Raw genomic sequence first — 22,299 nt, forward strand, 5'->3', positions numbered from 1 at the left:
AGTCGGTCTTGGAGACTCGATGTCGCGCAAGAAGCGCGCCCATTGAACGCAATGCCCCGCGCGGCTCACCCTCCGTTCATACCGAGGCGCTTGCGCATGTCGCGCGTGATGCGCTGCTTGGTGCCGGCATAGTCGGCCCATGGGTCGACGCTCATCGCTTCAAGCCGTTCCTGAATGTTCTGCACCGTCCACTGCGCGCCACCCGTCGTATCCGCGAGCTCGTCCCAGGCGATCGGCACCGACACGCCCATGCCGGGCCTCGCGCGAGGAGAGAACGCGGCAACGGTGCTCGACCCACGGTTGTTGCGCAAGTAATCGACGAAGATGCGTCCGCGGCGGTTTTGCGCCCCCATCTTCGCGCTGAAGCGATCAGGCAGCGTAGCCGCCATGTGCTGCGCGGCCGCCTGGGCGAACGCTTTGATTTCGTCCCACCCCTCGTGGCGTGAAAGCGGCACGACGACATGCAAGCCTTTGCCGCCGCTCGTCTTGCACCACGACTTCAGGCCGAGTTCCGCCAGCAGTTCGCGCGTGAGCTGCGCCGCCTCGATCATGCGATCCCAACCAAGCTTGGGGTCGGGGTCCAGATCGAACACGATGCGATCGGGCTTTTCGATATTGGCCGCCACCGCATTCCAGGTATGGAGCTCGACCGTTCCCATTTGTGCGGCGCCCACGAGCGCCTGCTCGCTGTCCAGCGTGATCAATGGCGGATGATCCGGGTCGAGCCCTTCGTGCGAGGTGACGAACGGAATCGATAGCCGGTTCGCGTGTTTCTGAAAGAACAATTCGCCTTCGATGCCCTCCGGCGCGCGCACGAGGGCAACGGGACGGCCTTTGACGTGAGGCAGCAGCGCGGGTGCGATGCGCTCGAAGTAGCGGATCAAGTCGCGCTTCGCGAATCCGATCGATTTGTCGATCATGCGTGCCGGATGCGAAATCCGCACGCCGGCCACCGTGTCGCCCTCCTTCAAAGGCTCATCGGATGGGCGAGCGAGGCTGCCCGTCGCCTTTTCGGCTTCGGTGGCTTCGGTGGCTTCGGTGGCTTCGGTGGCTTCGGTGGCTTCGGTGGCTTCGGTGGCTTCGGTGGCTTCGGTGGCTTCGGTGGCTTTGGTGGCTTTGGTGGCTTTCGTCGCTTTCGTTACGTTGGTCGCTTTCTTTTCTTTCGTCGCGTCGGTCGTCTTGCGGGCCACTGCTTTCGCGGCCGGCTTTGCTCGGGCTCGGCCGCCATCACCTCCGGCCTTGGCCGGTGTCTCATGCACGATTTCCCTCGCCGGCTTGTCGCCGCGCAGGCTAATGAACGACGCCTGCCGCACGATGCCCTCGCTCGTCCATTCCGAGAAATTGCATTCGGCGATGAGCTCCGGCCGCACCCAATGCACCTTCGTGCGGCTGCGCTCGCTCGGCTCTTCCGCAAAAGGCGAACGGGCGATCTCCCTCATATCGAGCTCACGCTTGATCGAGCGCAGCGTCGCCGCATCGAAGCCGGTGCCCACCCGCCCCGCGTAGCGCAGCTTCCCGCGCGCGTCGTTCACGCCGAGCAGCAACGCGCCGAAGCCGGTGCGGCTCCCGCTCGGTTCCGAATACCCCCCGATGACGAACTCTTGACGACGCCGGCACCGCAGCTTGATCCACGAGCCGCTGCGCGTCGACGTATAGCGGCTGTCGCGACGCTTGCCGACGATGCCTTCGAGCGCCATCTCGCAAGCACTCGATAGCAAATCGTGCGCGTCGAGCGCGAAGTCCTCCGAGAAACGCAGCGTGTCGTCGTCGAGCCCCTCGAGCAACGCACGCAGCAACGCCCGCCGCTGTACGAGCGGAACGTTGCGCAAGTCGTACCCGTTCAGATACGGCAGATCGAACGCGAAAATGACGATATCCTGCGGACGGTTCGCGTCGAACGCGTTTTGCAGCGCTTGGAAGCTCGGCACCCCATGTTCGTCCAGCACGACGGCCTCGCCGTCGATCCACGCGGTATCGACGCCTAGCGCCGCAAAGGCCTTGGCCTGCCGCTTGAACTTCTCGGTCCAATCGAGCCCGCTGCGCGTGAAGATCCGCACGGGGTGGGCGTCGCTGCGGTCGATACGCGTCAATGCCCGATAGCCATCGAACTTGATCTCGTACAACCAATCGCCCCCGGGCGGGACTTCGTCGACGAGCGTGGCCAGTTGGGGCTTCAACGATGACGGCAGCGGGGCCTTCTCGGCGCCTTCGATCATGGGCGAGCGGGCCAACTCGCGCAGCGACTGCGTCGTGCGCGTGGCGACGATGTCGGGGCGGCCCGAGCGCGCCTCGCCGGCATGCGGTGCCTGCGCGGGAACCGCGATCTCGCCTTTGCGCCTCCTGCTCGCCGAAGCCGGATCGGCGCCATCGGCGCCGCTTTTCGCCGTACGCTTGCGCGCCTTGGCCGCCTTTTGCGCGGCGTCACCGTCGGCCAGCGCGCTGCCAGGCCGAGCCTCGATGACGTCGTACTCGCTTTCGGGCCGTGCTTCTTCGTCACGCTCTTTGATCAACAGCCACTGTTCCTTGTCGCCGCTACCGCGCATCGAACTACGCACGAGCGCCCACCCGCCGTGCAGCTTCGCGCCGTGCAGCCGGAACTTGAGGCGCCCGGATTCATAGGCTTTGCGTGCCTGCGCCACACCGCCATCGGGCTCCCAGGTGCCGCGGTCCCAGACGATCACCGTACCGGCGCCGTAGTTGCCGGGTGGAATTTCGCCCTCGAACGTACCGTATTCGAGCGGATGATCTTCCACGTGCACCGCGAGCCGCTTCACCGAAGGGTCGAGGCAAGGCCCCTTCGGCACCGCCCATGACTTGAGCGTGCCGTCCAGTTCGAGCCTGAAGTCGTAATGCAAGCGCCTCGCATGATGCTCTTGAATCAAGTAGGAAAGCGCCGGAGCGGCGCGCCGCGCGGCAACGGCTTCGGGGGCTCGCTTGGCGGCGCCGCGCGCGCGCGCCGCACCGGCGGGCTCGGGCGTCTCGTCGAAGCGCCGCTTCTTTCGGTAGGTTTCGAGCTTATCCGCCATGTCGAGTGAGTGAATCAATGAATCAGTGGATCAGTGGAGGTGAGCCGGGGATGGACCGGTGCCGATCATCCCGCGGCGCGCCACCGTCAAGCGGCGTGTTTGCCCTTGCCGCGGCCGAGGCTGCGCTTGAGCAACTCCGACAGATCGACGACGTCGGCCGTCGTGCGCTTGCGCGCCGGCGCTCGCGCACCTTCGCTGATCTCGTGCGTCTTGCCCTCGCGCACCTTGCGATCGACGAGGGCGAGAATTTCATCGCGAAACGTATCGTGATAGTGCTCGGGCTCCCAGCGCTCGGTCATGTCCTCGATCAATTTTTCCGCCATTTCGACCTCGCGCGGGCTGACGCCGGCCGCCTTCGCATCGGCCGGCGGCAATGACAGATCGCCGATATCGAGCACTTCCCCGCCCCAGCGCAACGTATTGAGCGCTAGCACCGGCCCGGCCGGGATCAACGCCGCCAAATGCTGCTTGTTGTGCAGGACGACGTTGGCGATTCCGATCTTCCCGGTTTTCGCCAACGCTTCGCGCAGCAACGCGTAGGCTTTCTTGCCCTGCCGCTCGGGCACGAGGTAATACGGCGTATCGAGGTAGAGAAACGATACGGCGTAGGCTTCGACGAACGCGAGGATGTCGACCGTCTGCGTCGACTCGGGGCTGGCAGACCGGATTTCGTCGTCAGTGAGAATGACGTAGTTGTTCTTCTCGTATTCGAAGCCGCGCACGATGTTTTCGCGGCGCACTTCCTTGCCTGTTCGCTTATTGATCTGCTTATAGCCGACCGGATCCGCCGTTTCCTTATCGAGCAGATTGAAGCTCGTCCTTTCGGGCCGCGTGGCCGCATGCAATTGCACCGGCACGTTGACGAGACCGAAACTGATCGCCCCTTTCCAAATCACGCGTGACATGGCGGTTCTCCTTTCACCGGCTTTAGCGCAGCCATCGCGCCATTCTCTCGGCCGCGCACGCCGTTGCAGGACCCGCTATCTTCAGGGCTGATTCGCCCGCTGCGCATTCCTTGCAAAGCGGTCGTAATCCCTGCAACGGCGATTACTCTATTCTCCTCGAGCCGTTACCTGAATACGCCGATCAACAACGTGGCCAAGAAGATGACGAGGAAGATGAAGAACAGAATCTTCGCGATTTCGGCCGCCCCGGCAGCGATGCCGGTGAAACCGAAGACGGCCGCGATGAGCGCGATGATGAAGAAAACAACGGCGTATCTGAGCATGGCGTCCTCCTGGATGAATGCCGGAGTCCCGGCCTCGGCGTCGCCGCTGCACTGGCTTACCGCGGCGGGCACTGAAGCGTTGAAGTTCGTTCTAGGCAACGCTTGGCTTTCATACTGCAATGAGTATGCCCATCGGAGAACTGCTGAAGGCGCTAGCCACTGAAGGCGTTTACGAAAGCCGTGTGCCGTGACGCCGAAGCGAGCGCCCCCGGCCCTCCGTTACGAGGCCCTCGTATCGATCCGCCAATCGGTCTCCAACGCCCGGCACCCGCACGGGCAGAAGCACGCGCGCAGAAGCGCCGCGGGTGCCACTGAGAGACACCGAGCGCCTAGCGCTCCGCGTGCGCTTCGGCGCGCGGGGCCGCTCCCGCCGCGGCTGCCGAATCCTTGAGCGGCTCGACGTCCTTGGTCGGATCGAAATCGGCCCATCGCCCGTGCTGCCAACGCCCGTGAGCGCGCTCGACCTCGAGACTGCCGGCCTCGCGTAGCACGCGCGCCGCTTCCTGCTGGTTCTCGGGCGAGACGTGCACGGCAACGAGCACGCCGGAATCGCGCGCCTCGTGCGGGACCTCGCTGTCCGGCACCTTGCCGCCGCCGCGCGTATGCGACATCGCCCCCGCGAGGGAACCTACGTAGGCGCCGACACCGGCCGCCACGATGAGCACGAGGAACGGCGACGAAAACGCGCTGAACAGTGCCACGCCGATCACCGCGCCGATGACGGCGCCGATCGCCCCGCCCTTGCCCGCGCCCTTCGACGTGCGCGCCGCCTGCGGGTCCACATAGCGGTCGCCCCCGATCGGAAAGCGCGCATGCTGCCCGCGCGGATTGACGAAGAACAGCGTGACGTCCTCTTGCACGAACCCCGCTTGGAAGAGCCGATTCGCGGCCGCTTCGGCACCGGCGAACGTCGTGAAGCGGCCTGCCACGATCAACGACATGACGCGTCCTCCTATTTCGTTCGTTACTTTCGTTCGTTACTTATCGAGCGATTCAAGCGGGCTCGATCCGGAACAAGCCGCTGCGCAGCACGACCGCCGCACCGCCGCTCGCTTCGATCGCGCGTTTGCACACCTCGTGGATACGCTCGCGGCCTTCGGCGAAAGCGCGCAGCAACTCGGCCTCGAGCGTGGAGGGCGCACCGAAGTGATCTTCGAGCGCCTCCGCGGTGATCGCGCAAGACAGCGAAACACCGTCGACCACGGCGACGAAGCGCACGACCATCTGTGCGCCGTCGAACGCGGGCGCGTCGTCAGGAAAGGTTACTTGCACGGCTGGCCCCCGTCGTCTGCTTCGTTCATTATCCGCTCGTTCGAGGCTCATCGCGCGGCGGCGCGATGTTCCAATTGAGCGATGAGTTTTCGGTTGAACGCGGGAATGTCGTCGGGCTTTCGGCTCGAGATCAAATTGCCGTCTTCGACGACCTCCTCGTCCACCCACGTCGCGCCCGCATTGCGCAAATCGTCCTGCAAGCTCGGCCAGCTCGTCATCGTGTGCCCGTTGACGATCCCCGCCGAGATCGGCAGCCAGCCGCCGTGGCAAATGACCGCAACAGGCTTGTGCGCCTCGTCGAGCGCGCGCACGAACGCCTGCGCTTCGGGCACCGTGCGGATCGCGTCGCCGTTGACGACGCCGCCCGGCAGCACGACCGCGTCGTACTGCTCCGGCCGCACTTGGTCGAACGTCGCATCGACCGTCACCATCCCGCCGCGATCCGTATGGCGGAAGCCCTGGATTTGCCCGTGCTTCTTAGAGATGACGTGCACCAATGCGCCGGCTTCCGACAGCGCCCGCTTCGGCTCGACGAGCTCGGCCTCTTCGAAACCGTCCATCGCCAACATCGCGACTTTGCAACCTTCCAGCGTTTTGGTCTTCGTGTTCATCGGCGCAGCTCCTCTAGATCGAATGAAGTGCTGCAATGCACCGCAGCAAACACGGTGCCTACGGCCTGCATGGAGCGCTTCACTTCTTGAGATCGCTCGGCAATCCGGCGAGCAAATCGGCCATGTCATCGGCATGCTCTTCCTCTACGGCCAAAATGCTTTCCATGACGCGCCGCGAGGTAGGGTCCTTTTCCCCGAGGAAGGCCACGATCTCGCGATAGCTATCGATCGCCACGCGCTCCGCCACGAGGTCTTCCTTGATCATGTCGACGAGCGAGGAGCCCTCGACGTACTCCGCATGGCTGCGCGCGAGCAGCCCGTCGGGCGAGAAGTTCGGCTCGCCGCCGAGTTGCACGATGCGCTCGGCCAGTTGATCGGCATGCTGCTGCTCCTCGTTCGAATGCTCGAGAAACTCGTCGGCGATGGCCTTCGAATGGATGCCCTTCGCCATGAAATAGTGCCGGCGGTAGCGCAGCGTGCAAACGATCTCCGTGGCCAATGCATCGTTGAGCAGTTTCAACACCGTCGCGCGATCGGCCTGATAGCCGGCGGTCACGGCCCCTTCCTCGATATGCTCGCGCGCACGCTTGCGAATGGCCTGGACGTCGGACAAAAACGGTTGATTCGCCATGGGGTTTCTCCATCGATTGTATTTACGAAACACGGCATTGCCCGCGAACGCCGGAGCCTAGCCGTCCGCCCGCGATACGAAGGCCAGACGTGCATAACCCGTGCCAGGTTCGTCGGCCCTCAACGGTGTGGCATGGGCGTTGCGCGGCAAACCGACGAAACACTATGAAACGCAACGCACGCAACGACACGCCTGTGCGGCGGCGACGCGCACGACTGACTCGGACGACACCGGACGACACGACAGGACCCACCGATGGCTGCTCACACTCCTCATTCGTCGACGCGGCGCCGCGCCGGCCACCCGCCCCGGCAACGCCACGCGCAAAGCCGAGCCCATCATGAAAAAACGCGCGCCGACACGCGAGCGCGCAAGCCGCCGCGCCGTTGGTCGCACGAGGTCATGGAAAAGAGCGACGCGCTCGATCTAGAGGCCGGCATCTTCACATCCGGCAACGCCGAGGACATCGCGCGATCGCTGAAGCAATCCTCGCTGGCCAGCAAGCGGCGGCGCGGCACCCCCTACCAATCCGCCATGTCGATGCTGAACTTCTACATCAACCGAGCCGGCAAGAATCTGCCGAAATCGCGCCGGCACGTACTGGAATCGGCGAAGGGCAAACTGCGCGAGGCGTTCGGACGCCCGCGCTGAGCGCCCGCTCGATTCTCCCGGCATGCGCGAAACCATTTGGTTCCTCATCGTCGGCGGCATGTTCGTCGGGATGGGCGTGGCGAGTTCGCTGTTCAAGCGTTTACCGTTGACCGGCGCCATGCTCTATCTCGCCGCCGGCTTTGCACTCGGCCCCAAAGGCGGTGGACTGTTGGCGCTCGATATCACGAAGGACGCCGCGCTCGTGCGGCTGCTCACCGAAGTTGCGCTGCTCGCGTCGCTGTTCGCGATCGGGCTGCGACTGCGAGCGCCGATCTTCGCATCGTTGTGGACGCTGCCCGTGCGCCTCGGCTTGCTCGCGATGCTCGTGACCGTCCCGCTGCTCGCCTGTTTCGGCGCGTGGGGCTTGGGGCTCGCCTGGGGGCCCGCATGGTTGCTGGCCGCCATGCTGGCCCCGACCGATCCCGTCCTTGCCCACGACGTCCAAGTGCGCGACGCCAACGATCTCGATATCGTGCGCTTTGCGCTCTCGGGAGAAGGTGGGCTCAACGACGGCATCGCACTGCCGTTCGCGCTGATCGCGCTGGCGTGCTGCACCGCCGGCCCAGGCAGCGCGCACGCCGTGCCCGTGCTCCGGACCCTCGCCGAAACGGTGTGGGGCATCGTAGGCGCAATCGGCATCGGCGCGCTGCTCAGCTTTGCGACGACTCATGCGATCGCGTGGCTGCGCACGCGGTATGCGCAAGCGCTCGGTCTCGAGGGCTTCTTCGCGTTCGGCCTCATCGAACTCTCGTACGGCGCGGCGCAATTGCTGCATACGTTCGGCTTTCTCGCCGCCTTCGCCGCGGGCGTGGCGATGCGGCGGGCCGAGCATCGCGCGACGGGCGAACGATCGCCGCAAGATGCGATCGGCTCGATCGACTCGTCCGACGTCGCCGCAACGGCTGCACATCCGGACAAGGCTCATGCTTACATGGCCGAGTCGGTCCTCGGTTTCACGATCGAGCTCGAGCGGATCGCCGAGATGGCAATGATGATCATGGTGGGCAATTTGATCGGCACGTTGGACGCGCCGCTCGTGACGTGGCGCAGCATCGCACTCGTGCTCGCGCTGTTCTTCGTCGTGCGGCCGTTCGCCGTGGAGCTCTCGCTCTTGGGTTCGCGCGCGCAGCCGATGGAGCGCCACTTGATGAGCTGGTTCGGCATTCGCGGCATCGGCACGATCTATTACCTCGCCTACGCGCTCGAAAAAGGAAAAGCGAGCGATATCGCGCCGCTCGCGCCCTACGCCCTAGCCGTCGTCACGGCTTCCGTCTTCGTGCACGGCGTATCGGCCACGCCGTTGATGAGACACTACAGGCGCAAGCGAGCCAGAGCCTGCCCCGCGCAGGACGGTTAGCCGCGCATCGTGGGGCCGTCGGGGCCTTCAGCAACAGTCAGCCGCCGTCGTGCGGGTAAGCCTGCTTGTCCGGATCGTCGAGCGTCCGGTACGGCAACGCCTCGGCGTTCGGGGTAGCCGTCGTCTCGTCGATCACACGTTCGACGTCGGCCGTCTTGGCAAGCTCCGATAGAAAAGCCCGTTTATCGAATTCGGGCGCCACGCAGCCCTGCACATAGATGAACCGCCGCTGCAGCAGCAACCAGAGCGTCGTCCGCTCCCGCCAGTGTGTCGCGGCCTCGATGTTCGTCAGTCGCCGGTTCACCGCCTCCTGGATCTCCTTGTCGTAGAGATAGCTGTTCGACAGCCGGCAACGCCCCTCCCACCAGCAACTGTTGCCGCGCTCGATCCGATAATGCGAATCGGCCAGCCATTCCTGTTCGGTTTGAAGCGGCCCGAGCGGCACGGGGCAGCCGGAGACGGCATGCGATACCTGCAAGAACGGATCGTTCCCGTGATTGATGCGCGCGGCGCCGGCCGATACGGACAGCGTCGGCATGGCAGCGAACAGGCCTGCCGCCGCCAACGCCCGAACGGCGTGCACACTCAGAGAGTGCCTCATGGTCTCCTCCTACGCGAATGCGGGGCGCCGTGTGTCCGGGTCGGGCACCGGCCCGGCGCGATTGCACCACACCCTATCCGCGCTGGCAAGGAGGACTTCGAGACCGGCGCCGGTTGCGCGTGCAACGAGGCTAGCCGCCGGAGCAAGCGGCTCCGTCACGCAAATCGCCGACGTCGTCGGCAACGCGATGCGTGCCCTCGCTCGCGAACTCCAGTACGCGCAGGATCAGTTGCGGCGTCAACGGCTTTGCGCAGTGCGCGTCGAACCCCGCTGCGCGTGCGCGGTCGCGGTCGCCCGCCGAGGCATAGCCGGTGCACGCGATCAGCAGCATGTGCGCCGTGGCAGAGTCGGCGCGCAGCCGCCGCGCGACCTCGAGGCCGTCGAGCCCCGGCATGGCGATGTCCAGCAGCACGGCGAACGGCTGCCAGTCGCGCGCGATCACGCAGGCCTCGTGCGGGTCGCTCGTGGCTCGGCATTCGAAGCCGTCCGCATCGAGCAATAGTTGCAACGCATCCGCGGCGTCGCGGTAGTCGTCCACGACGAGCACGCGGCGATGATCGGCCATGGCTGGCCGGATCGCACGCCACAGCACAACGTCGTCGCTCGGCTCGGCATTGTCCCGCTCGGTCACGGCCTTCTCTCCCTGGTTGATCTCGACGCAGTCGCGAAGCGACGCAAGTAACGATCCCGGACGAACGCACCGTCGTAAAAAAATGGCATGCGCGTTGCTCTCAGGTCTGGCACGATTTGGTAGGACGTTCTCGTTCAGTCTGTCTCGATGGCGACATCGAATTAGGAAAAAGAGCTATGTCGACCTCTCACGCGGCATCCCGCCTCGCCTGCGCGGGCGCGCTTCTCGCGACGTTCGCGCCGGCCCCGGCCCATGCGCAAACGCCTTCTCCGCTCGCCGAGTGGCAATACTCGTCGGGCATCCTGCTCGAGCAGATGTTCGAGCCGAAGCTGCCGACCTGGCGCATCCGCCTTGGGCCCTCCGTCAGCTTTCAGCCGCGCTATGACGGCTCGGACCGCTATCACGCCGTAGCCGGCCCGAGCATCGACATTCGTTATCGGGACCGCTTCTTCTTGTCGACCGGAGAAGGGCTCGGCATGAACGTCCTCACGGGGCCGAATTGGCGCGTGGGGTTCGCGGCCGCCTACGATCTCGGCCGGCGCGCAGCGGACGATCTCGGCCACTTGCAGGGGATGGGCAACATCAACCCGGCACCGAGCCTCAGGCTCCTTGGCGAATATGCAATTTCGAAATCGTTTCCGCTCGTCTTGAGCGCCGATCTGCGCCGCAATTTCGGGGGCGACAACGGGTGGATAGGCGACCTCGGCGCCTATATGCCGATGCCGGGCAGTTCGGAGCAGTTCTCTTGGTTCGCCGGCCCCACGATGACGATCGCCGATTCGCGCTATATGAATAGCTGGTTCGGCGTGAATGCCGGACAATCGGCGCGCTCGGGCTATCGGCAGTACGACGCATCGGCCGGCATCCGCTCAGTGGGCTTCGGCGTCACGGCTTCGTGGACGGTGCGAAAGCATTGGATCTTGAATGCCGACGGCGCCTTCCAGCAACTCGTCGGTTCGGCGGCGCACAGCCCGATTACGCAGACGCGCGCGTCGGGCTCGTTCGACGTCTCCGTGATCTACGAGTTCTAACGAGCGAATCCGCCCGGTGCGGCATCGGGTGCGACACCCGGGTGCGCTCGGCTTGTCAATGCGCGTCGGACATCTCGACCGCGTCGCGCGGCACCGACAACCGGAGCGCGAAGCCGCCGCCCGCCTCGCTGCCGATCGCGACCGAGCCGCCAAGGCGACGCACGCGATCGCGAACGCCGGCGAGCCCCGAGGGACTGGGCCGCGTCTCGTGCCGGCTGGGCCGCCTTTCGATGCCCGTGCCGTTGTCGCGGATCGAGACGTCGCACGTTGCGGCCGTGCAGATGAGCTCGATGTCGACGGCCGTCGCGCGATGTGCGTGACGCACGACGTTCGTGAGCGCCTCCTGCACGATGCGGAAGAGCGCGGTCGAGGCCGCCTCGTTGAACACGACGTGCTCGGCGTTGCTCGTCAGGCTGATGCGCAGGCGCGAGCGCTGGCGAAAATCGTCGACGAGCCATTCGAGCGCCGGCAGCAATCCGAGGTCGTCCAGCACCGCGGGACGCAGGCCAGCGGCGAGCCGCCGCACCGATCCGATCGCGTGATCGACGGCCTCGCGCATCGCCGTCGCGCGGAGCCGTACCGCCTCGAGCGCCTCGGACGGGTCGTGCGCTAGCGGCACCTCGTCGGATGTCAACGCGGTCAAATCCATCTTCAGCGCCGTCAACTGCTGCCCGAGGTCATCGTGCAATTCACGCGCGATGCGTTTCTTTTCTTCTTCGCGCGTCGCCTCGATGCGAGCGGCCAACTCGCTCGCGTACTCGAGTTGACGCAATTGATTGCGCTCGGTGATGTCACGCACGACTTTGGCGAAGCCGACCAACTCGCCGGCCACGCCGTAGACCGAGGTGACGACCACGTTCGCGCAAAAGCGAGAGCCGTCCTTGCGCAAGCGCCACCCTTCCATTTCGATGCGGCCGTTGGCCGCTGCATCGGCGAGTTCGCGCTCGGGCTCGCGCGAGGCGATGGCCTCCACCGGATAAAAGCGCGAGAAATGCCGCCCGACGATCTCGGCCGCGTGAAAGCCCAGCACCCGCGTGGCGCCCCCGTTCCAGCTCGTGACTTGCCCCTGGGGATTGAGCATGAAGATCGCATCCTCGACGGCGTCCATGAGCCGCCGCATGCGCTCCTCGTTCTGCCGCAGTTGCTCTTCGTTGCGCCGCCGTTCGGTCAAATCGCGCGTGATCTTCGCGAAACCCATGAGCTCGCCGCGCTCGTCGCGCAGCGCGGTGATGACCACGTTGGCCCAGAAGCGCGAACCGTCCTTGCGTACGCGCCAGCCCTCGTCCTCCCATCGGCCGAGGTCGGCGGCGCGGCGCAACTCTTCGGCCGGATAGCCGCGCGCGGCGATGTCCTCGGGATAAAAGACCGAGAAATGACGTCCGATGATTTCCTCGGCGCGGTAGCCCTTGATTCGCTCGGCGCCCGCATTCCATGTCGCGATCCGGCCCTTTACATCGAGCAAGAAGATAGCGTAATCCTTGATCGATTCGATCATGATGCGGTAACGCTTCTCGGGCGAGATGCGATCGATCGAGGGGCTTTCGCCATGGCCATTAGACGACATCGACTCAATGCTCACTGACCGGCTCCCGCTCGAGAATACTTCAGTCTAGCGCTCCGGGCCGTTCACCGCCACGAAAGGACGCCGTGCAGCGCAAACGTTTGCCCCCATCGGACTGTAAGCCTTCTCCGACAGGCTCACCGAAAGCCGGACACGAATTCAGTCCGCCGCTGATTTCCAGGCACTCGCGTTTCCCGGACACTCGAAGGCGTGAACTCGAACCAGCTCGTCGTTGCCATGAAGGTTTTACTCGTAGAAGACTATGCGCCCATTCGCGAGCGCCTTTGCGATCTCGTCCGCACCATCCCCGACGCACGAATCGTGTCGGAAGCCGACGAAGCGTCCGCCGCCCTAGCCGCGATCGAGGCCAGCGACCCTGACGTCATCATCGTCGATCTGCAGTTGAAGGCTGGCACGAGCGGCTTGACGATCCTGAAGTGGCTGCGCGAGCATCGCCCCGCCACCGCGGTGATCGTGCTCAGCAATTCGGCCTACGCGCAAATGCGCAAGGTCTGCATGGATCTCGGCGCGCGGATGTTTCTCGACAAGGCCAGCGAGTTCGCGCAGCTGCGGGGCGCCTTGCTCGAGTTGGCCAGCCGGCTGCCGCCCCCCCCCTCGCTGTCCTGAAAGATGCTCGCTGCGCGCTTCGCTGTGGGGCCACCCTCGGCCGCCGAGCGCGTGATCGCCAGGCAAGCCGCCGCCCCGTGTAGGCGAATGCCGACAGCACCGCCGCCCCGCCTACGCGATCTTCAGCGCGGCCTTATTTGCAGTGCCCGCGACACCGCCGATACTTCAGACAACGGATACCGAATCCGCCAGAGCCGGGCCGCAAGCCTCCAGCCCGGCACCGACGACGCGCCATACGGAGCACTGCCATGTCGACCCAAGCCGCGAAGCAAGCCTTCCCTCCCGTCGCGACGAACGACGTCGACGATATCCTCGAGCTCGCGCGCGGCGCAGGGCTGCTCGTGACGCTCGACGGGCAGATCGGCCGCGAGAAATATCAAAGCGTCTTCGGCTCGGTCACGTCGCTCATGCGCTTCGTCGATGCGCTGCGCGACACGCTCACCGCTGACGTTCCCGCCTGACTCGCGCGCGCTCGCAGAGCGCTTGGCTGGGGCGCGTCCGCATCCCGGCTACCGGCCCCCAGATCCGATTCTGGCTTGCGCCACACGTGTTTTTTTCTCTGATCTATGCTTTTTGTCGTGCCCTCCCCCTGGCGTGGAGGACACTAGTGCTGAGCGGCCGATAAGCCTGCTCGGCGCGCCGTGATTGGCAGCCGCGCGCTAATCTAGGACAATTTGCCGGAAATCCGCGCAAGGAACGCTGAGCGCGGGTGCGATCTCGGCTTTTTGGCCCCGCGCCTATCGTTGGACGGCGCGGGAATGCGATTACCGGCAGGATGCGCATGCCCGCAGCAGGAAATTCGTCCCCGTCCATCGAGCCGCCCGCCGGTAACGGCAAGCCGCGCGAGTCGCTGCGCGCGCCCGTTCTGGCGGCAGTGGCTACGGCCATCATCGTTTTCATCGCGGCCGCCGTGTCCGCGCTGGTCGTTCGCGATCATCTGCTCGACGTCGCGCGAGCGAATTTCGACATGCGTGCCTCCCATGTCGATTCCGATATCCGCCGGGAACTGCTGCTTTGCACGCAGTTGCTGCGCGGCGCGAGCGGGTTCGTCGTCGCTCAGGCTCAGAGCGCGGGGGACGGCATGCCTTCGGCCGACGCCTGGGACCGATACGTGTCCCGCCTCGATCTGGACGATGCGCCGCCTTGCGTGCGAACGCTCGGCTATGCCGCCGCGAAGGATGCCGGCGCTGCCGCCGACGCGGGCGGCACGAGCGCGGCCGGGCCGCTCGCGCGCTCGGTTCTGATGTGGCCGCCGCGCGGCGAGACGTCGGATGGCGGCGACGTCGGCGTCAACGAGGCCACGCGCGCCGCGCTGATGCGCGCGGCCAACAGCGGCCAAGTGGCCATGACCATCCGCTCGCTGCCGCGCGAAAGCGCGAACGAATCGTCGGCTGCCGAGGGGCCGCTGCGCGCGCGCGTCGATTTTTACATGCCTGTCTACCGCACCGCTCCGCCGCCGGCTTCCGTTCCGGCGCGCCGCGCCGCGCTGCTCGGATTCGCGTTCGGCCGGCTCGACACCGAATATTTATTCGCGAGCATTGCCGCGCACGAGCCGCGCATGGAACTGCGCGTCTCGGGCGGCCAGCCGAGCGTCACGCTCTACCCACCGGGCGCCGCACCCGCGGAGCAGGACCTCGGGCCGGCGCGCTTCAAACGAAGCGATACGCTGCATTTCGGCGGCGACACGCTATCGATCACCTACGCGACGAGCGATCCCTCGCTTGCCGCGTCGGCCGATTTCAGCAGCAGCGCCATCCTATCGGCAGGGTTTGCGGCCGCCCTCGTGGCCGCGGCCGCCGTTTTCATGTTCGTCCGCAAACGCGGCACGATACTTGCTGAAGCGGGGATGGCGCGCACGCGTTCGTCCCAAGATGAAGCGCGATTGATGGCCATCATCCGCTCGTCGGGCGAGGCGATCATCACCATCGACGAACAACAGCGCATCGTGATGTTCAATCCGGCCGCCGAGCAAGTCTTTCGCTGCTCGGCGATGGACGCGATCGGCACGTCGATCGACCGTTTCATCCCGGAGCGCTTTCGCCAAGGGCATCGCAAGCACGTCGAGCGGTTCGGCGAAACGGGCGTGACCGAGCGCAAGATGGGACGGCAGCAACCCGTGCTCGTCGGGCTTCGCACCGACGGCGAGGAGTTTCCGATCGAAGCTTCGATTTCGCAGATCCATGACGGGCGCGGGAAGCTTTATACCGTCATGCTGCACGACGTCACGGAGCGGGTGCGCGCCGAGGACGAGCTCAAAGCCTCGCGCCAGGAACTGCGCGCCTTGTCAGCCAACCTGCAAAGTGTCCGCGAAGTCGAGAAAACGCGCATCGCACGGGAGTTGCACGACGATCTCGGCCAGCAGCTCACCGCGCTGAAGATGGACCTGTCCTCCGTCGAGCAATCGCTGGCGGAGGTGCCGAGCGCGCCGCCGCCCGTGCTCGCGCAACTACGCACGATGCGCGGCCTGATCGATTCGACGGTCGGTTCCGTGCGCCGCATCGCGGCCGATTTGCGGCCCGTCATGCTCGACGATCTCGGCCTTTTGCCGGCGATCGATTGGCTGCTGACCGATTTCACGACGCGTTACGGCATCGACATCGAGCGTCGCATCGAGCCCGGCCAAGCGCAATTCTCGCGCAACGGCGCGACGACGCTCTTTCGCATCGTTCAAGAAGCCCTGACGAACGTGGCGAAGCATGCGGAGGCGACACGCGTGTCGATCGCGCTCGCCATCGAAAACGATCAATGCCTTCTGCGCGTAGCGGACAACGGCCGCGGCGCATCCGGCACACGGGGCAACGAAGGACAAGCAGAGCAATCCTTCGGGCTGCTGGGCATTCGCGAAAGAGTGCACATCCTAGGTGGTTCTGTCTCGATAGATACCGCGGCAAAGCAAGGGTTCACGCTGACCGTGCGGATTCCGCTCGCCGCCATACAAGAGGAAGAGGCTCTGCCATGACAAAAGTACTCCTGGCCGACGATCACACGCTCGTCCGTGACGGACTGCGTCACATTCTCGAGGGCACCAGCGGATTCGAAGTCGTCGGGGAAGCCTACGACGGCCCCACCACGATATCGCTCGTACGGAGCACGCCGGCCGACGTGCTCGTGCTCGACTTGTCGATGCCGGGACGCAACGGCATCGAGCTCGTCAAGCAGATCAAGGACGAACTGCCTGCACTGCGCGTGCTCGTGCTCACGATGCATGCCGAGCAGCAATACGCGGTGCGGGCGTTCAAGGCCGGGGCGTCGGGCTATCTGACGAAAGAAAGCGCCAGCAAGGAGTTGGTATCGGCACTGACGAAAATTTCGGCCGGCGGCGTCTACGTCAGCTTGTCGATGGCCGAGCGGCTTGCGCAAAGCTTGAACGAGCCGACCGACATGCTGCCGCACCAGCGGCTGTCCGATCGCGAATTCGACGTCTTCCGGCGCATCGCGGCCGGCCAGACGATCAGCGAAATCGCTCATGAGCTTTGCGTGAGCGCCAAGACCGTCAGCACCTACAAAACCCGCATCCTCGAAAAGATGCAAATGCAGCACGAAGCCGCCCTCGTGCGCTACGCCATCCAACACAAATTGTTCGAAGACAACGAAGATTTGTAAGCGCTCGTAACGACTGTGCGGCCTAGATCATCGCGAAGGCCCGCCGCTCGGGGGGGCGCTTTTCTCTGTAGGCCGAAGCCTACAATCACCTTCCGGACCACCTACAACACATTCCTACCGAACCGATTTTCATTTCGCGAAGCGCTGACGATACTGTGCTCATGAACTCGAGCACCCCGTCACCGCTGAGAGTATTCGTCGTCGATGAATCGACGCTCGTACGCGACCGTTTATCGCAACATATCGGGCCGGACGGCGCGGCTTGCATTGTCGGCGAAGCCGAGGACGTCGAGACGGCCCTGCAGGGCATCGAGGCCACGGACCCGGAAGCCGTCGTGCTCGACCTGCGCTTGATCGAAAGCAACGGCATGGAACTGCTCCACGCGTTGCGCGACCGGACGGACCCGATCGTCACCATCGTCCTCACGAACTACGCGTCGGACGTGTTTCGCGAGGCAAGCGTCGTGGCCGGCGCCGATTACTTCTTCGACAAGACGACCGAGTTCGATCTGGCCATGGAGACCATCGCGCGCCTGGCCCGAGAAAAAGCCGAGGGCGCGGCCGGCACATGATGCATCGCGCGTAACCGCCCACGGCTTATTCGTTTCTTTTCCCCTATCGGCGTACTCGGGCTTTCCCTCGCGGGGATCGATCGCCGTTATTCGTTATTCGTTACTCGTTGCGGCGAACGGCTTCGCGGCCTCGTCGGCCGAGTTCACGCTCGGCATGATCGAACGCCGCTCTCACGGCCGCCTCGGGCTCCGCATTCGTGCAATGCGGCAGGGCAATGAATTCCTTCTCGGGCGTGACGACGTCGAGGCGGACGTCGTAATGCGTCCCGCCGGGGCCATGCACGGCCTCGACGGCAAGATGGCAGGTGCTCACGTACTGGGCGAAGCGCATGAGCCGCAGCAACTGCACGCCTGCCTCGGCTTCGATTGCTGCCGCCCCGGGAAACCCGAAGTAGGCGATCTGCATGCCGATTCCCATTGACCGTCTCCCGCCCGATTGACCGCGCTTGGCTGAAAGCAGTGCGCACGAGTATCGGGCGCCCTCGTTCTCATCTTCGCGAAGCCGGCCGAAACCGGCTTGATTTGGGTCAACCGCACGCGACTCCGCGGCCGCGAAACCGTAACGGTTCGCGGCGTGCGCTCGATTCGATGATCGGGGATAGGATGGCGGCGTCTACGCGCTGCGTTGCGGCATAGGTGCGGCGACGGGACGAACGCAGTAGGCTGCGGCCTGGCCTTCCGTTTCGGGCTTGACGCAGTACGCTTTGGCATCGCTCGGGGCAACCGCTTTCACGCAATACGCCTTGGCATCGCTCGGGGCGACTGCCTTCACGCAGTACGCTTTGGTGTCGCTCGGGGCCACCGCTTTCACGCAGTACACGATGGCATCGCCCTTCGCCTCGGGCTTGACGCAATACGCCGTCCCGTCATTGCGCACGCCGAATTCGCGCTCGGCCAATTCATCGCTCTTCGCCGCCAGCGCGAAATGCCGCGCTTCGTCCTCCACTCCGTCGAGCCCGCTGTACGGATCGTGATGAATCATGTAGCCGAAAATACGCTCACAGTCGGCGCCATAGCGCTGCGTGTCGAGGATGTGCATGTGCCAGAACTCGTCGACCTCCTCGCTCGGCACGATCGGCGCATCCGGATACTTCGCCGCGAGCTTCAAGAATTGCCGGTAGCCCGCCTCCGCACGCTCGACCTCGCGCAACGCGATCACTCCGTCGCGCCCGCGCATGAGCTTTGCCTTGATACGGCCGAAATCGAGTTCGTCAATGGCTTGGTACATCTCGGCAACATCCCGTTGTGTTGTCTGCATGATGCTATTCCTTGAAGACGTAATGAGCGCGTGCGGGTCGATCGACTTCGGCGCCATGGAGTGACGATCTCGCGCCGGGCGCTCGACCAGGGTCCGTCGCCTTGCCGAGGAAAGCCTCGACGTCGGCGGCGGGAATCGGACGGCTGAAGAAGTAGCCTTGCACTTCGTCGCAGCCTTCCTTGCGAAGAAAATCGATTTGCGGCTGTGTTTCGGCGCCCTCGGCAATGACGGTCAGCCCTAAGCTGTGCCCGAGCGCGATGACGGCGCTCGTGATCTGCGTGTCGCTGTGGCTGTCGGGCACGTTGCGAATGAACGAGCGGTCGATCTTGACCGTATCGATCGGGAAGCGGTTCAGATAGGCCAGCGACGAGTAGCCCGTGCCGAAATCGTCGATCGACAGGCGAACGCCGGTGCACTTGATGGCCGTCAGCCAGCGCGCGGCCTGCTCCGGATGGCGCATCACCATGCTCTCGGTCAGTTCGAGCTCGAGGTATTCGCCCGACAGTTGCGCATCGGCAAGCGCGTCCAAAATGCTCTCTTGCAGGTGCGGATCGGCGAACTGGCGCGCCGATAGATTGACGGCCACGTGAATCGGCGCCAATCCGCGCTCGTGCCACTCGGCCGCTTGCCGGCATGCCTCGCGCAGCACCCACGCGCCGATCGGCACGATTGCGCCCGTTTCCTCGGCAACGGGAATGAAATCGGTGGGCGACACGGCGCCGAGCGCAGGATTATTCCAGCGCAGCAGCGCCTCCACGCCCGTGCAATGATTCGTGCGCAAATCGATCCGCGGCTGATAGGCGAGCGTGAACTCGCCGTTCTCGACGGCATGCCGCAGTTGCGTCTCCATCTCGACGCGCCGATGCAGCGACATGCTCATCTGCCGCACGTACATTTGGTAGGTGTTCTTGCCGCGCTGCTTGGCGCCGTACATGGCCATGTCGGCATGCTTGAGCAGCGTTTGCGCGTCCTCGCCGTCGCCGGGGAACGAGCTCACGCCGATGCTCGCGCTGACTTGCAACTGCGATCCGCCGATCGCGAACGGATGCGCCAGCGCCGCTTGAATCGCATCGATCGTGTCGATGACCACGGCCGCCCGGTCGCTCGGCTGCTTGACGAGGACGACGAACTCGTCGCCGCCGAGGCGCGCGATCATATCGGCCTCGCCAAGCGCATCGTGCAAGCGCGACACGACGGCACGCAGCAGCAAATCGCCGACGTTGTGCCCGAGCGAATCATTGACGTCCTTGAACCGGTCGAGATCGATGAAGAGAACGTGCAGCGCCGTGGCATCGGCGCGCGCGCGGGCCAACAGTTCATCGAGATGCTCACGGAACATCAAACGATTGGGCAGCCCCGTCAGCGCATCGTGAGTCGCGAGGAAATGCAAATTGTCCTCGGCCTGGCGACGCTGCAGGAAGTGGCTCATCTGACTGACGATCGAGCGCGCCATGACGAGCGCCTGCGGCTCCGCGTGGCGCCGCTCGTGCGAGTAGAACTCGGCCACGCCGACGATGACCGACCCGAGACGCAATGCAAACGAGAACGTCGTCGCGATACCGGCATCGGCCAGCCAGCTTTCGTACCCCACGCGCGCGGCATGGCGGCCCGCCACGCTCCAGCGCGGCGCCGCCGGCGCATCTTCCTCGACGATCGCACTGGGTCCCTGGCTGAGCAGCCAGAAGTCGAAATCGCTGTCGCTCGCCGTCGACGTCGAGCACAGCAACTGCTTCATCCCGGCCGGCGTCGGGCGGAACGCGCCGCCGTCCCAATCCATGCCGTGCACGATCGACTCGACCAAGTGGCGACAGACATCGAACTCGTTGCCGGCGGTGGCGAGGTAAAGCGTGAACGCATGCTCGAGATCCCGGGCGCGCTCGATCGATTTTTGCTTCGTGATTTCCAGCGCCGTGCCGCGCAACAGGCGCGCGCCGGGGGGGCCATACGCGTGACCGATCACGCGCAGCCAACCGCGGCGCCCGCGCCCCGACCGATAGCGGCACTCGAGCTCGAACGCATCGCGCGTGGCCATCGTCCGCCTTGCCTGCTCGAGCAGCGCGCGGCGATCGGACGGATCGATCGTCCGCAGCAGCGCCTTGACCGTTTGCGCCTGCCGGCGCGAACCGATGAGGCGCCCCATCTCCTTCGACAGTTGCGCATCGCCGTTCTCGACGTCGACGCGCCAATCGCCGAGATGCGCGATCCGCTGGGCTTCCGCGCGAGCTGCTTCGCTCTTGCGCAGATCATGCGTGATTTTGTCGGCCAGCTTGATGGCATGCGAACGCGAACTCGACAGCGCATAGGCCAAGCCCGACAACAGCATGCTGATCATGACGCCCGCCGCGAGCGCGACGTCGGGCAACACCCGCTGCGTGCCGCTGAGCGCAGCCGTATCGGCCGAAAATTGAATCACCCAGCGCCGGCCCGCGAACGGCTGCTCAGCGCGCCGCTGCAGCACCACGGGCTTGGCCGAGTGCGCCGCGCGCGGCGAAGCGGGCACGACGGCAACCGCGGGATGCGCAGCGCCATGCGCCGCCACGCCGATTGCGAAGCCGGGACGAGCCATGGCGGCGCCGTTGACGCTGTCATAAAGCAGCGATGCGCTCGACGACGGCCTCGCCGGGCCGCTCAGGCTCCCCGCGTCGTAAATCTTGAACTTGATGACGCGCAACGTCTCGGCGCTGAGCAGTCCATCCATCATGTCGTTGACGCGGATACCGGCTCCCACCGTGCCGACATAGGCGTCGCGGCGCTGCTCGACGTTCGCGATCGGCATCCCCTTGCGATAAACGGGCATGCGCATCGCCAGCCCGACGAAGTGCGCACCGCGATCGTCGAGAATCAAGCGCCCGCTGCTGAGCGCATCGCCCGTGTCGCGCAGCCGCTCCATCGCCGCGCGCCGCAGCGGAAGCCCTGACATATCGAGGCCGACGGCTTCGCGATTGGATTCGAGCGGCTCGAGGTAGGTGAGTACGTCATAGCCGTCGCGCAAGCCGGGCGGGTGCACCGAGAAGTCGATACCCGCTTGCTGCAAGATCGGATCCTTGCGCTGCGCGGCGACGAATGCGGGAAGATCGGCCGCGCGCACGAAGGGCGCATAGTTCAGCGTTTGAAACCCCGGGTAGCGCCCCGGCAAATCGAGGCCGGCCACGAAATCGCGAAATTCGGTGCGCGTCACGTCCGCGTCTTCGCCGAACAGCGCGCGCATCGTCACGAGCACGTCGGTATAAAGCCGCACGCGCATCGCGATTTGCTGTTCGACGCTGCGTGAATCGTTATCGAAGCGCAGTCTCGCCTCGCGCTCGACGAATTGCCCGCAAATCGAATAGACCGTCAGCGTAATGGTCAGCGCGAGCGCCAGCACGCCGAGTGCAAAACCCGGAGCGTACCAATCGCGGCTGTACCGCCGCATACGTTGAAATACTTCGCGCACTTCATTTCCCCAAGACGGCGCACCGCGGCCGTTACGCCGCCGATGCGAAACCGATGCACGCACGCCTCCCTCGCCGCGCGCTCCAAGCGCTGCGCGGCTCGAGTCGGCGGCACGGGACGCCGCAAACCTTAGTTGATCGATGACCGGTCGCTGCCGGCACACATGCGCCCGACTAAGCGAGCGACTAAATGAAACGGCTACCGGAA

At 65.1% G+C, this 22,299-nt stretch carries 20 protein-coding genes and 1 pseudogene; 8 read left to right on the forward strand and 13 right to left on the reverse strand.

What is annotated here, in order from left to right; genetic code table 11:
- Nucleotides 1–65: 65 nt before the first annotated feature.
- The 7 genes and pseudogenes from ligD to ACTHNZ_RS16255 form a co-directional block, all read right to left on the reverse strand.
- Nucleotides 66–3,026 carry a non-homologous end-joining DNA ligase gene (gene ligD, locus ACTHNZ_RS16225; RefSeq protein ID WP_440543548.1) on the reverse strand — a complete coding sequence of 987 codons (2,961 nt, stop codon included), beginning with the start codon at nt 3,024–3,026 and terminating at the stop codon, nt 66–68.
- A gap of 89 nt (nt 3,027–3,115) precedes the next feature.
- Nucleotides 3,116–3,931 (reverse strand): annotated as a pseudogene (gene ku / locus ACTHNZ_RS16230) (non-homologous end joining protein Ku); the annotation flags it as partial.
- Between the two features lie 164 nt (nt 3,932–4,095).
- On the reverse strand, nt 4,096–4,254 hold the full coding sequence (locus ACTHNZ_RS16235; protein ID WP_440543549.1) for a DUF1328 domain-containing protein: 159 nt from the start codon (nt 4,252–4,254) through the stop codon (nt 4,096–4,098).
- Nucleotides 4,255–4,583: 329 nt separating this feature from the next.
- The gene (locus ACTHNZ_RS16240) at nt 4,584–5,195 is read right to left on the reverse strand and encodes a hypothetical protein (protein WP_440543550.1); all 612 of its coding nucleotides are present in this window, start codon (nt 5,193–5,195) and stop codon (nt 4,584–4,586) included.
- Between the two features lie 52 nt (nt 5,196–5,247).
- Entirely contained in the window at nt 5,248–5,577 is a 330-nt protein-coding gene (locus ACTHNZ_RS16245; protein WP_440543551.1) for a DUF1488 domain-containing protein, read from the reverse strand.
- Nucleotides 5,574–6,137 carry a type 1 glutamine amidotransferase domain-containing protein gene (locus tag ACTHNZ_RS16250; protein ID WP_440543552.1) on the reverse strand — a complete coding sequence of 188 codons (564 nt, stop codon included), beginning with the start codon at nt 6,135–6,137 and terminating at the stop codon, nt 5,574–5,576. The genes ACTHNZ_RS16245 and ACTHNZ_RS16250 overlap by 4 nt, the downstream gene beginning before the upstream one ends.
- 79 nt (nt 6,138–6,216) lie before the next feature.
- On the reverse strand, nt 6,217–6,768 hold the full coding sequence (locus tag ACTHNZ_RS16255; RefSeq protein WP_440543553.1) for a ferritin-like domain-containing protein: 552 nt from the start codon (nt 6,766–6,768) through the stop codon (nt 6,217–6,219).
- 255 nt (nt 6,769–7,023) lie between these two features.
- On the opposite strand from ACTHNZ_RS16255, the gene ACTHNZ_RS16260 reads away from it, so the two are divergent.
- Together ACTHNZ_RS16260 and ACTHNZ_RS16265 are read left to right on the forward strand one after the other, a co-directional pair.
- Nucleotides 7,024–7,419: a DUF3175 domain-containing protein gene (locus ACTHNZ_RS16260; protein ID WP_440543554.1), complete on the forward strand. Its 396-nt coding sequence runs from the start codon at nt 7,024–7,026 to the stop codon at nt 7,417–7,419.
- Nucleotides 7,420–7,441: 22 nt separating this feature from the next.
- Complete coding sequence (locus ACTHNZ_RS16265) at nt 7,442–8,776, forward strand: cation:proton antiporter (protein WP_440543555.1); 1,335 nt, start codon at nt 7,442–7,444, stop codon at nt 8,774–8,776.
- A 37-nt stretch (nt 8,777–8,813) separates the two neighbouring features.
- On the opposite strand, the gene ACTHNZ_RS16270 is transcribed toward ACTHNZ_RS16265, so the two are convergent.
- On the reverse strand, nt 8,814–9,314 hold the full coding sequence (locus tag ACTHNZ_RS16270; RefSeq protein WP_440543585.1) for a hypothetical protein: 501 nt from the start codon (nt 9,312–9,314) through the stop codon (nt 8,814–8,816).
- 193 nt (nt 9,315–9,507) lie between these two features.
- Nucleotides 9,508–10,008, reverse strand: coding sequence for a response regulator (locus tag ACTHNZ_RS16275; protein WP_440543556.1), 501 nt, complete (start codon nt 10,006–10,008; stop codon nt 9,508–9,510).
- A gap of 176 nt (nt 10,009–10,184) precedes the next feature.
- Here ACTHNZ_RS16275 and ACTHNZ_RS16280 point away from each other — a divergent pair, with 176 nt between their 5' ends.
- Nucleotides 10,185–11,039, forward strand: a complete 855-nt coding sequence (locus tag ACTHNZ_RS16280; RefSeq protein WP_440543557.1) for a MipA/OmpV family protein — start codon at nt 10,185–10,187, stop codon at nt 11,037–11,039.
- A gap of 55 nt (nt 11,040–11,094) precedes the next feature.
- On the opposite strand, the gene ACTHNZ_RS16285 is transcribed toward ACTHNZ_RS16280, so the two are convergent.
- Nucleotides 11,095–12,603: a PAS domain-containing sensor histidine kinase gene (locus tag ACTHNZ_RS16285; RefSeq protein WP_440543586.1), complete on the reverse strand. Its 1,509-nt coding sequence runs from the start codon at nt 12,601–12,603 to the stop codon at nt 11,095–11,097.
- A gap of 207 nt (nt 12,604–12,810) precedes the next feature.
- On the opposite strand from ACTHNZ_RS16285, the gene ACTHNZ_RS16290 reads away from it, so the two are divergent.
- From ACTHNZ_RS16290 to ACTHNZ_RS16310, 5 genes are all read left to right on the forward strand, one after another.
- Nucleotides 12,811–13,227 (forward strand): response regulator, encoded by a 417-nt coding sequence (locus tag ACTHNZ_RS16290; RefSeq protein WP_440543558.1) that lies wholly within the window; start codon nt 12,811–12,813, stop codon nt 13,225–13,227.
- 248 nt (nt 13,228–13,475) lie between these two features.
- Nucleotides 13,476–13,688, forward strand: a complete 213-nt coding sequence (locus tag ACTHNZ_RS16295) for a hypothetical protein (RefSeq protein WP_440543559.1) — start codon at nt 13,476–13,478, stop codon at nt 13,686–13,688.
- A gap of 320 nt (nt 13,689–14,008) precedes the next feature.
- Nucleotides 14,009–16,186, forward strand: coding sequence for a sensor histidine kinase (locus tag ACTHNZ_RS16300; protein ID WP_440543560.1), 2,178 nt, complete (start codon nt 14,009–14,011; stop codon nt 16,184–16,186).
- Nucleotides 16,183–16,830, forward strand: a complete 648-nt coding sequence (locus tag ACTHNZ_RS16305; RefSeq protein WP_440543561.1) for a response regulator — start codon at nt 16,183–16,185, stop codon at nt 16,828–16,830. Before ACTHNZ_RS16300 ends, ACTHNZ_RS16305 begins: the two co-directional genes overlap by 4 nt.
- Nucleotides 16,831–16,991: 161 nt before the next feature.
- A complete protein-coding gene (locus tag ACTHNZ_RS16310) occupies nt 16,992–17,402 on the forward strand; it encodes a response regulator (RefSeq protein ID WP_440543562.1) in 411 nt (136 codons plus the stop codon).
- A gap of 100 nt (nt 17,403–17,502) precedes the next feature.
- Here ACTHNZ_RS16310 and ACTHNZ_RS16315 read toward each other — a convergent pair whose 3' ends face one another.
- The 3 genes from ACTHNZ_RS16315 to ACTHNZ_RS16325 all read right to left on the reverse strand — a co-directional run bounded on the left by ACTHNZ_RS16315 (nt 17,503) and on the right by ACTHNZ_RS16325 (nt 22,072).
- The gene (locus ACTHNZ_RS16315) at nt 17,503–17,820 is read right to left on the reverse strand and encodes a hypothetical protein (RefSeq protein ID WP_440543563.1); all 318 of its coding nucleotides are present in this window, start codon (nt 17,818–17,820) and stop codon (nt 17,503–17,505) included.
- Between the two features lie 195 nt (nt 17,821–18,015).
- Nucleotides 18,016–18,660 carry a glycine-rich domain-containing protein gene (locus ACTHNZ_RS16320; RefSeq protein ID WP_440543564.1) on the reverse strand — a complete coding sequence of 215 codons (645 nt, stop codon included), beginning with the start codon at nt 18,658–18,660 and terminating at the stop codon, nt 18,016–18,018.
- A 4-nt stretch (nt 18,661–18,664) separates the two neighbouring features.
- Complete coding sequence (locus ACTHNZ_RS16325; RefSeq protein ID WP_440543565.1) at nt 18,665–22,072, reverse strand: bifunctional diguanylate cyclase/phosphodiesterase; 3,408 nt, start codon at nt 22,070–22,072, stop codon at nt 18,665–18,667.
- Nucleotides 22,073–22,299: the final 227 nt, after the last annotated feature.

Origin of the sequence: Trinickia sp., from assembly GCF_051953955.1 — a bacterium.
GTDB lineage: Bacteria > Pseudomonadota > Gammaproteobacteria > Burkholderiales > Burkholderiaceae > Trinickia.

Coding starts and splice junctions, on each gene's coding strand:
- ACTHNZ_RS16305 (WP_440543561.1), top strand. CDS start 16,183: ATGACAAAAGTACTCCTGGCCGACGATCACACGCTCGTCCGTGACGGA.
- ACTHNZ_RS16295 (WP_440543559.1), top strand. CDS start 13,476: ATGTCGACCCAAGCCGCGAAGCAAGCCTTCCCTCCCGTCGCGACGAAC.
- ACTHNZ_RS16320 (WP_440543564.1), bottom strand. CDS start 18,660: ATGCAGACAACACAACGGGATGTTGCCGAGATGTACCAAGCCATTGAC.
- ACTHNZ_RS16310 (WP_440543562.1), top strand. CDS start 16,992: ATGAACTCGAGCACCCCGTCACCGCTGAGAGTATTCGTCGTCGATGAA.
- ACTHNZ_RS16270 (WP_440543585.1), bottom strand. CDS start 9,314: ATGCCGACGCTGTCCGTATCGGCCGGCGCCGCGCGCATCAATCACGGG.
- ACTHNZ_RS16265 (WP_440543555.1), top strand. CDS start 7,442: ATGCGCGAAACCATTTGGTTCCTCATCGTCGGCGGCATGTTCGTCGGG.
- ligD (WP_440543548.1), bottom strand. CDS start 3,026: ATGGCGGATAAGCTCGAAACCTACCGAAAGAAGCGGCGCTTCGACGAG.
- ACTHNZ_RS16255 (WP_440543553.1), bottom strand. CDS start 6,768: ATGGCGAATCAACCGTTTTTGTCCGACGTCCAGGCCATTCGCAAGCGT.
- ACTHNZ_RS16250 (WP_440543552.1), bottom strand. CDS start 6,137: ATGAACACGAAGACCAAAACGCTGGAAGGTTGCAAAGTCGCGATGTTG.
- ACTHNZ_RS16285 (WP_440543586.1), bottom strand. CDS start 12,603: ATGTCGTCTAATGGCCATGGCGAAAGCCCCTCGATCGATCGCATCTCG.
- ACTHNZ_RS16235 (WP_440543549.1), bottom strand. CDS start 4,254: ATGCTCAGATACGCCGTTGTTTTCTTCATCATCGCGCTCATCGCGGCC.
- ACTHNZ_RS16260 (WP_440543554.1), top strand. CDS start 7,024: ATGGCTGCTCACACTCCTCATTCGTCGACGCGGCGCCGCGCCGGCCAC.
- ACTHNZ_RS16280 (WP_440543557.1), top strand. CDS start 10,185: ATGTCGACCTCTCACGCGGCATCCCGCCTCGCCTGCGCGGGCGCGCTT.
- ACTHNZ_RS16245 (WP_440543551.1), bottom strand. CDS start 5,577: ATGAGCCTCGAACGAGCGGATAATGAACGAAGCAGACGACGGGGGCCA.
- ACTHNZ_RS16300 (WP_440543560.1), top strand. CDS start 14,009: ATGCCCGCAGCAGGAAATTCGTCCCCGTCCATCGAGCCGCCCGCCGGT.
- ACTHNZ_RS16315 (WP_440543563.1), bottom strand. CDS start 17,820: ATGGGAATCGGCATGCAGATCGCCTACTTCGGGTTTCCCGGGGCGGCA.
- ACTHNZ_RS16240 (WP_440543550.1), bottom strand. CDS start 5,195: ATGTCGTTGATCGTGGCAGGCCGCTTCACGACGTTCGCCGGTGCCGAA.
- ACTHNZ_RS16325 (WP_440543565.1), bottom strand. CDS start 22,072: ATGCGGCGGTACAGCCGCGATTGGTACGCTCCGGGTTTTGCACTCGGC.